Annotated in this window: 9 protein-coding genes and 1 pseudogene; all 10 read right to left on the reverse strand. The window is 72.8% G+C overall.

The features are described 5' to 3' along the window. Positions 1 to 217: pseudogene (locus tag GSY69_RS12890) on the reverse strand (hypothetical protein); the annotation flags it as partial. Beyond that, positions 210 to 815, reverse strand: coding sequence for a nicotinate-nucleotide adenylyltransferase (gene nadD / locus GSY69_RS12895; RefSeq protein ID WP_160954247.1), 606 nt, complete (start codon positions 813 to 815; stop codon positions 210 to 212). The gene nadD and the pseudogene GSY69_RS12890, both read right to left, overlap by 8 nt. A 1-nt stretch (position 816) precedes the next feature. Next, positions 817 to 972 carry a hypothetical protein gene (locus GSY69_RS14265; RefSeq protein WP_202411108.1) on the reverse strand — a complete coding sequence of 52 codons (156 nt, stop codon included), beginning with the start codon at positions 970 to 972 and terminating at the stop codon, positions 817 to 819. 139 nt (positions 973 to 1111) lie between these two features. Further along, positions 1112 to 2407, reverse strand: a complete 1296-nt coding sequence (locus tag GSY69_RS12900; RefSeq protein ID WP_160954248.1) for a glutamate-5-semialdehyde dehydrogenase — start codon at positions 2405 to 2407, stop codon at positions 1112 to 1114. A 13-nt stretch (positions 2408 to 2420) separates the two neighbouring features. Then, entirely contained in the window at positions 2421 to 3578 is a 1158-nt protein-coding gene (gene proB, locus GSY69_RS12905) for a glutamate 5-kinase (RefSeq protein ID WP_268527540.1), read from the reverse strand. Then, on the reverse strand, positions 3575 to 5104 hold the full coding sequence (gene obgE / locus GSY69_RS12910; RefSeq protein ID WP_160954249.1) for a GTPase ObgE: 1530 nt from the start codon (positions 5102 to 5104) through the stop codon (positions 3575 to 3577). The genes proB and obgE overlap by 4 nt, the downstream gene beginning before the upstream one ends. A gap of 121 nt (positions 5105 to 5225) precedes the next feature. Then, the gene (gene rpmA / locus GSY69_RS12915) at positions 5226 to 5477 is read right to left on the reverse strand and encodes a 50S ribosomal protein L27 (RefSeq protein ID WP_160954250.1); all 252 of its coding nucleotides are present in this window, start codon (positions 5475 to 5477) and stop codon (positions 5226 to 5228) included. Positions 5478 to 5498: 21 nt separating this feature from the next. Continuing rightward, a complete protein-coding gene (gene rplU, locus GSY69_RS12920) occupies positions 5499 to 5807 on the reverse strand; it encodes a 50S ribosomal protein L21 (RefSeq protein WP_160954251.1) in 309 nt (102 codons plus the stop codon). A gap of 207 nt (positions 5808 to 6014) precedes the next feature. Then, a complete protein-coding gene (locus tag GSY69_RS12925; protein ID WP_160954252.1) occupies positions 6015 to 6323 on the reverse strand; it encodes a chorismate mutase in 309 nt (102 codons plus the stop codon). Between the two features lie 43 nt (positions 6324 to 6366). Next, positions 6367 to 8853, reverse strand: coding sequence for a 4-alpha-glucanotransferase (malQ, locus tag GSY69_RS12930; RefSeq protein ID WP_160954253.1), 2487 nt, complete (start codon positions 8851 to 8853; stop codon positions 6367 to 6369). Between the last annotated feature and the right edge of the window lie 112 nt (positions 8854 to 8965).

Raw genomic sequence — 8965 nt, forward strand, 5'->3', positions numbered from 1 at the left:
TGCCCGCGCCTGCGGCACTCGAGTCGGGCCGGGCGGCGGGCGCCTGCGGGGGCACGGCCGGGCGGGCCGGCACCTCGGCGGCGGCGAACGGCACACCCGTGGACGGCCCGGCGGAATCCGGCCCGGGACCCTGGGCGTGGGCGGCCTCGTAGGCGGCCTCGGCGGCGCGCCGTTCAGCCTCGCGACGCTCCTTGCGAGTCATGAACTGCTCAGCCATTTGCACTCCTGTAGAGGTCGTATTTTGCGATGTACTGCACCACGCCGTCCGGCACGAGGTACCAGACCGGCAGGCCCTCGCCCACGCGCTCGCGGCAGTCCGTCGAGGAGATCGACAGCGCTGGGATCTCCAGCAGGCTCACCCCGTCCGTGGGCAGGCCCTCCGCGCTCAGCGCGTGGCCGGGGCGGCTGACGCCCACGAAGTGCGCGAGCGCGAACAGCTCGTCCGCGCTCTTCCACGTGAGGATCTGGGCCAGCGCATCCGCGCCCGTGATGAAGAACAGCTCCGTGGCCTCGCCGTAGACGCGGCTGAGATCGCGCAGCGTGTCCACGGTGTACGTCTGCTTGGGCCGGTCGACGTCGACCCGCGAGACCGTGAACCGGGGGTTCGAGGCGGTTGCGACAACGGTCATGAGGTACCGGTGCTCGGCGGCCGTGACCTGGCGTTCGGCCTTCTGCCACGGGCGGCCGGTGGGCACGAAGACGACCTCGTCCAGCCCGAAGCGCGCGGCGACTTCGCTGGCGGCCACGAGGTGGCCGTTGTGGATCGGGTCGAAGGTGCCGCCCATGATGCCGACCCGGCGGGAGACGACTGGCATATCAGTGGCGGTAGGAGATGCCCTTCCAGGACAGCGTCACGATGAAGAGCAGGGCGAACACCGTCAGCGCGATGATCGGGAACATGATGGCGGGCATCGGCAGGTGGATGACGTGCTCGTGTTCCTCGGCCGCCATGACCAGAATCGCTGACTTCACTTCTACTCCTCGCAGTGCGCGGACCCGGGCGGGCCGCGTTCGCCTATCAGTCTCTCACGTACCGTACGCCACGCCGCGCACCCGCGTCATGCCGACGGGCGGTGCGGCCGGCCGTGGGCGCGGGCCTGCCGGCGCGGGCTCAGGCGCGCACCTGCCCGCTGCCGCGCATGATCCACTTCGTCGTCGTGAGCTGCTCGAGCCCCATGGGCCCGCGGGCGTGGAGCTTCTGCGTGGAGATGCCCACCTCGGCACCCAGCCCGAACTCCCCGCCGTCGGTGAAGCGGGTGGAGACGTTGACGCCCACGGCGGCCGCGTCGATCGCCGCGACGAACGTCTCCGCGTGGTCGAGCTCGTTCGTCACGATCACCTCGGTGTGGCCCGAGGAGTAGGCGCGGATGTGCTCGATGGCCTCGTCGACGTCGCGCACCGCCTTGATGGCGATCTCCATGCCCAGGTACTCCTTCGCCCAGTCCCGGCGCGTGACCTTGCGGACCCTCATGCCCTCCGGGGCGTACTGGGAGACATCGGCGTCCGCGTGCACCGTGACGCCCAGCTCGCCCAGCCGGGCGAGGATCTTGGGCAGCACGCGCTTGGCCGCCTTCTCGTGGACGAGGAGGGTCTCGAGCGAATTGCACACGCTGGGCCGGTGGGTCTTCGAGTTGACGACGAGGTCCGTGGCCATCCGCACGCCCGCGGAGGCGTCGACGAACATGTGCACATTGCCCACGCCCGTCTCGATGACGGGCACGATCGACTCGTGGACCACCGTGGAGATGAGCTCCGCTCCCCCGCGCGGGATGAGGAGGTCCACGTAGTCGCGGGAGTGCATGAGCACCTTGGCCCCGTCGCGGCCGTGCTCGTCGATGCCGGCGACCGCCGCGCGCGGCAGCCCGGCCGTCTCGATGGCGTTCTGCAACAGCTCGATGAGCAGCGTGTTCGACGACTTGGCCGCCGATCCGCCGCGCAGCACCACGGCGTTGCCGCTCTTGAGGGCGAGGGCCGCGATGTCGACCGTGACATTGGGCCGGGCCTCGTAGATCGCGCCGATGACGCCCATGGGGACGCGCTGCTCGGTCAGCTGGATGCCGTTGGGCAGCACCCGGCCGAGCACCACGTCGCCCACAGGATCGGCCAGGGCGGCCACCTCGCGCACGGCGCCGGCGATGCCGGCCACGCGCGCCTCGTCGAGGGTGAGGCGGTCGATGAGGTTCGCGTCGAGGCCGCGCTTGCGGGCGGTCTCGATGTCCTCCGCGTTCGCGGCGATGATCGTGTCGGTGTTGCCCTCGAGCGCGGCGGCGATCGCCTCGAGCGCGGCGTTCTTCTGCGCCGTCGTCGCCATGCCCATCGCCGTCGACGCCTCCTTGGAGGCCGCGACGATCTTCGTCACCGCGCGGACCGTCTTGGGGTGGACATCGGCGATCGTGCGATCGGGCATGGGCGGACTCCCCTCAGAAGACTGCGTCGGTGAGCACCAGGTCGTTGCGATGGACGACTTCCTTGCGGTAGTCGCTGCCGTAGCGATGGCCGAGCTCTTCGATCGACAGTCCGAACATGTGCGGCAGCTCCGAGGCTGCGAAGTTCACCATACCCCGGGCGATGAGGTCCCCGCGCGGGCCCAGGATGTCGATCGGATCACCCGCCTCGAAGTCTCCGGTCACGTCCGTGACGCCCGCCGCGAGCAGGGAGGTGCCCCGTCCCAGCAGGGCCTTCTGGGCGCCCGCGTCGACCCGCACGCTGCCCTGGGTGCGCGCCAGGTGGGCCAGCCACAGCAGCCTGGTCTGGCGGCGGCGGTGCGTGACCCCGAAGTACGTGCCGACGTCCTCACCGGCCAGCGCCGCGGGGGCGTTCGCGGCGGCGGTGAGCACGGTGGGGATGCCGGAGTCGGCGACCATCGTGGCCGCCTGCACCTTCGTCGTCATGCCGCCCGTGCCGACCCCGGCGGCGCCGGTGCCGCCGATCGTCAGCCGCGCGAGCGCCTCGGCGCCGGGGACGAACGCGACCCGCTCGGAACCCGGATCCGAGGGCGGGGCCGTGTAGAGCGCGTCGACGTCGGAGAGCAGGACGAGGGCATCGGCGTGGGTGAGCTGGGCGACGAGCGCGGCCAGCCGGTCGTTGTCGCCGATCCTGATCTCGTGCGTCGCGACGGCGTCGTTCTCGTTGACGATGGGCAGGAAGCCCAGCGTCAGCATCCGGTCGATGGCCCGCTGGGCGTTGCGGTACTGGGTGCGGCGGATGAGCTCGTCCGGGGCCAGCAGCACCTGGGCGGGCACGATCTGGAAGTCCGAGAGCGCCAGGGAGTAGGCGGACATGAGGATGCCCTGGCCCACCCCCGCGGCGGCCTGCTGAGTGGCGAGGTCCTTGGGCCGCACGCGCAGGCCCATGGGCCCCATGCCCGCGGCGATCGCACCGGAGGACACGAGGATGACCTCGCGCCCGGCGGCGCGCTGGCCCGCCAGCTCGATGGCCAGCGCGTTGAGGTGCTCGAAGTTCAGGCCCCCCGGGGCGGTGAGCGAGGAGGAGCCGATCTTGACGACCACCCGGCCGGCATCGCGGATGAAGGCCCGCGTCGTGTCGAAGTCCGCGCCGATCGCGGCGGCGGGGCTCACCGGCCCTCGTCCCGGGAGGCGGCCTTCTCCGCGACGCGCTCGGCCTCCATCTCCGCGCGGGCCTCGGCCTTCGCGTCCATCCGGTCGTGGAAGGCCGCCTTGCGCTCCTTGCGCGAGGGGCGGCGCTCGTCCTCGAGGCGCAGGTCAGTCCCGCGCGAGCCCAGCAGCTCGGCGCCGCCGACCATCGTGGGGTCCCAGTCGAAGACGACGGCGTCGTCGGTGCCGATGACGATCGTGTCGCCGGGCACGGCGCCCACCCGGAAGAGCTCCTCCTCCACGCCCAGCTTCTCCAGCCGGTCGGAGAGGTAGCCCACGGCCTCATCGTTGGAGAAGTCCGTCTGGAGCACCCAGCGGCGCGGCTTCTCGCCGAGCACCCGGAACAGCCTGCCGTCCGGGCCGTCCTCGGCGCGCACGGTGAAGCCGGAGTCGTCGACGGCCAGCGGGCGGATGACGGTGCGCACGGGCTCGACCTCGAGCGACTCGCGGCGCTCGCGCTCGGCGGCGACGAGGCCCGCCATTGCGAACGACAGCTCGCGCAGGCCCGTGTGGGAGACGGCCGAGACCTCGAAGACCCGGTAGCCCGCGGCCTCGAGGTCGCCGCGGACCATGTCCGCCAGCTCGTGGCCGTCGGGCACGTCGACCTTGTTGAGGGCCACGAGGGCGGGGCGCTCGCTCAGGGGTAGCAGGTCCCCGCTGCCGGGGCCGATGTCCACGGCGTAGGCGGCGAGCTCCTCTTCGATGGTGCGCAGGTCGCCCACGGGGTCGCGGCCCGGGTCCCACGTGGCCATATCGATGACGTGGACGAGCGCCGCGCAGCGCTCCACGTGGCGCAGGAACTCGAGCCCGAGCCCCTTGCCCTCGGAGGCGCCGGGGATGAGACCGGGCACGTCGGCGACGGTGTAGCGCACATCGCCGGCCTGCACGACGCCCAGGTTGGGCACGAGGGTGGTGAAGGGGTAGTCGGCGATCTTGGGCCGCGCGGCCGACAGCGCCGCGATGAGGCTCGACTTGCCCGCCGAGGGGAAGCCGACGAGTGCCACATCGGCCACCGTCTTGACCTCGAGCACGAGGTCGCGCGACTCCCCCGGCTCGCCGAGCAGCGCGAAGCCCGGCGCCTTGCGCTTGGGCGAGGCCAGGGCCGCATTGCCCAGGCCGCCGCGGCCTCCCTGGGCGGCGATGAAGCGGGTGCCGGGTTCGACGAGGTCCGCGAGCACCTCGCCGTCGGGGGACTTCACCACCGTGCCCACCGGCACCGGGAGCACGAGGTCCTCGCCGTCCTGGCCGTGGCGCAGGTCGCCCTTGCCGATGCCGCCGTTGGGGGCGGCACGGTGGGGCCCGCGGTGGTAGGGCAGCAGCGTGGTGGTCTGCTCGTCGACGACGAGCACGACGTCCCCGCCGGTGCCGCCGTTGGCCCCGTCCGGCCCGCCGAGCGGCTTGAATTTCTCGCGGCGCACGGATGTGCAGCCGTTGCCGCCGTCGCCCGCGCTCACGTGCAGGGTGACCCGATCGACGAACTCCGTGGCCATTGTGCTCTCCTGTGCTGGTGGTGGGTGCGAACGGGCGGTGGGGCCCGGGAATGCGCGAATGGGGCGAGTCCGATACGGACTCACCCCATTGCGCGCTGCAGGCCGCGGCCTGCGGGCCGTATCAGCCTGCGACGATGCTGACGACCTTGCGACCGCCCTTGCGGCCGAACTCCACGGAGCCCGCGGAGAGGGCGAAGAGCGTGTCGTCGCCGCCGCGGCCCACGTTGTCGCCGGGGTGGAAGTGGGTGCCGCGCTGGCGGACGAGGATCTCGCCCGCGTTGACGACCTGCCCGCCGAAGCGCTTGACGCCTAGGCGCTGGGCGTTGGAGTCACGACCGTTGCGAGTCGAGCTCGCTCCCTTTTTGTGTGCCATTGTTCGTCTCCTGAAACAGTCTTACTTGATGCCGGTGATCTTGAGGCGGGTGAGGTCCTGGCGGTGGCCCTGGCGCTTCTTGTAGCCCGTCTTGTTCTTGTACTTCTGGATGACGATCTTGGGGCCGCGCAGCTCGCTGACGATCTCCGCGGTCACGGTCATATCGGCGAGCGCCTCGGCATCGTGGGTGACGGTGTCCCCATCGACGTGCAGGACGAGGTCGAGGTCGACCGAGTCCCCCGCTTCGCCCTTCATGCGGTTGACGGTGATGATGTCGCCGACGCTGACCTTCTCCTGGTGGCCGCCGGCGCGGACAATGGCGTAGACCATCTCGAACCTCTCCTGATCGATGGGCGCAGCCCTATGCTGCGGCTTCGTCTACGGCGACTCTTCCTTGGTTCGCTCGCGTGCGCCGCCGCTGAGGCGGAGGCGCGCGGATGCCGCCCATTGTGAGGCAGAATCAGCCGTGGTGCAGATGCACCGACGCACCATCATAGCCGGGCGCAGCGCCCCCGGTCAAAGCGGCGGGCGGGCCGCTCAGGCGCCGCGGCGCTCCTCGGCGATCCGCTCGTGGCGCCGGATGACCTCGTCGACGATGAAGGCGAGGAACTTCGAGGCGAACTCGGGGTCGAGGTGGCTCTCGAGGGCCAGCGCGCGCAGCCGCTCGACCTGCTCGGCCTCGCGCTGCGGGTCCGCGGCCGGCAGCGCGTGGGCGGCCTTGAGCTCGCCGACGCGCTCCGTGAGCTTGAACCGCTCGGCGAGGATGTGCACGAGCGCCGCGTCGACGTTGTCGATCGAATCGCGCAGCCGGTGGAGTTCGGCAATGGCCTTGGTGTCCTCGCTCATGCCCGCATCCTAACCGCGCCGCCCGCCCCGCGGGCGAGGCGTCTCAGTGCTCCTTGTGCGCGCCGGCCTGGTCGCGCACGGCCGCGGAGCCGGGGGCGGCGTGGCTGCCCGCCGACTGGCCGCCCGCGCCGGACGCCGCGGCCGCGGCCGCGGCCGCGGATTCGGTCCCGCCGGACTCGGCCCGCCCGGCCTCGGCACGGCTCGACTCGGCCTGTCCCGACGCATTCGCCTGTCCCGACTCGGCCTGTTCCGACGCACCGGCCGAGGCGCGGCCGCCGCCCGCCGCCGCGTCCCCGGGCCGCCGAGCGCGGTCCGCCGCCCGTTCGCCGCGCTCGTGGAGGCCGGCGGCCAGCAGCTGGCCGATCTCGCGCAGCCCCCGGTGCGCGACGAGGTCGTCGACGAGCACCGGGCGGCCCGCGTCATCGGCCAACGGCAGGGTCCAGTTCGGGTACTCGGTGCTGGTGCCCGGCTTGTTCTGCGCCCGCCGCTCGCCCACGATGTCGGCCAGTGCGACGCCCGTGAGCGCGGCATCCGTGCGCGCCAGGCGCTTGACGAGCGCGCGCATGACGGGCCAGGCCTCGTCGATCCGGCCGGCCTCGATATCGTGGGCCAGCTCACCGTCCGGGTCCTGCGCCGCGAGCGCGCGCAGGGCGGCGGTGCGGTCCTCCGCCTCGGCGCGCCGGATGGCCTGCGGGTCGTCGACGAGGACGCCCAGGCGCTCGGACAGGTCGATGTCCTCGAGGTTGAGGTAGCCGGAGATGGGCGTCATGTCGTGCGTGTTGAGGGTGGCGAGGCTGCCGCGGCGGTAGCCCGCGGGATCGGCGAGTGCATCGCCGTCGCGTTCGAACCACATGACCGAGGTGCCCATGATGCCCAGCTGCGCGAGGCGCTCGCGCACGCGCGGCTCGACGGTCCCCAGGTCCTCGCCCACCACGGTGACCCCGGCCCGCTGGGCCTCGATGAGGAGGACGGCGAGGATGGCGCGGTCGTCGTAGCGGACGTAGGCGCCCTCGGCGGGGACGCGGCCGGCCGGCACCCACCAGAGCCGGAAGAGGCCCATGACGTGGTCGATGCGGATGCCGCCGGCGCCGGTGAAGGCCGTGCGGAACAGGTCGCGCAGCGGCACGTAGCCGGCCGCGGCCAGGGCGTCGGGGTCCCACGGCGGCTGGGACCAGTCCTGGCCCTGCTGGTTGTAGTAGTCCGCCGGCGCCCCCACCGTCGCATCGGCGGCGAGGTAGGGCTCGAGTGCCCAGGCATCGGCGCCGCTGTGGGACACGCCCACCGCGAGGTCGGTGACGATGCCGGTGCGCATGCCCAGCACCTCCGCGGCGCGCGCGGCATCGGCCAGCTGCTCGGCGGCGAGGAACTGCGTCCAGAGCCAGAAGCCGACCTCCCGCTCGTGCGTGCGGGCGAACTCGGCGACCGCCTCGGAGTCCGGGTCGCGCAGCTTGGCGGGGATCCGGCCGTCCTCCGTGCTGCGGATGATCGCGTTGTACACCGCCCACGCGCGCATGCCGGCAGGCGCTTCCTCGCTGAAGCGGGCGAAGCGGGAGCGCCGCGCGGCGGTGAACGGCACGTCGTAGAGGGTCTCGAGGGCGAGGATCTTGTCGTCGAGGATCCCGCCGCGCTCGATCGGCTGGTTGTCGATGTCGGCGGACATCCAGCGCCGGCCCAGGCTCACGACCGCGGAGACGACCGGCTCCCCGGCCGAGGCGAACTCGGGGATCGCCTCGATGCGCAGGTAGATGGGGTCGATCGCCTGCCGGGAGGAGGGCAGGTAGGGCGAGTTCTCGACCGGCGCCTCGGGCGCCCCGGCGTGGATCGGGTTGATGAGGACGAAGTCGGCGCCGGCCTGGGCGGCGGCCGCGACGATGTCACCCAGGTCGCCGAAGTCGCCGATCCCCCACGAGGCGCGCGAGCGCACGGAGTACAGCTGGATCGTCAGGCCCCACTGCCGGCCGGGCGGGATCGGCAGGCGCTGCGGCGCGACGGCCAGGGTCGACTCCGCAATGACCTCCGGGGCGCCGTCGCCGGTGCGCGAGCGCAGGCGCAGCGTGTGGTAGCCCACCGCCAGCTCGCGCGGGAGCCGGGCGCGGTGCTCGCGGCGCAGGACGGCCCGGCCATCGCGCATGACGGTGTGCGCGGGGCCGGCGGGACCGGCCGCCAGCTCGATGGGCGCGCCCCCGTCCTCCGGCACGAGTTCCAGGGTGGCCGTTCCCCGGTCGTCGACGACGACGGGGATCTCCGGTGCGGGCTCGCCGATGAAGGCGCCGACGAACGGGGGCAGCGCGCGCTCCCAGCGCGCGGCCTCGAGGCGGCGGAGGGATTCGGCGATCTCCTCGGCGGTGCGGGCCGGATACCCGCGGGCGGCGAGCACATCGGCCAGCACCTCGTCGGCGACGAGCGCCCGCCGGGACTGCGAGTCCTCGTACTCCCAGAGCACCCCGGCGGCATCGGCCAGATCGCGCAGCGCGCTGGTCGTCTCGGAGATGATGGCGGGGCGCGCCGGGCGCGGCGATGAGGCGGGCATGGGCCAAGCCTAACCGCGGCGACGGCGAGGGGGCGCACACCCGCGGGTGTGCGCCCCCTCGCCGCAGCGGCGGCCGGCCGGCCTGCACGCACCGCCGGCTGTCCGCACCGCC

This window comes from Brevibacterium rongguiense (assembly GCF_009857845.1).
GTDB classification, from domain to species: Bacteria; Actinomycetota; Actinomycetes; order Actinomycetales; family Brevibacteriaceae; genus Brevibacterium; species Brevibacterium rongguiense.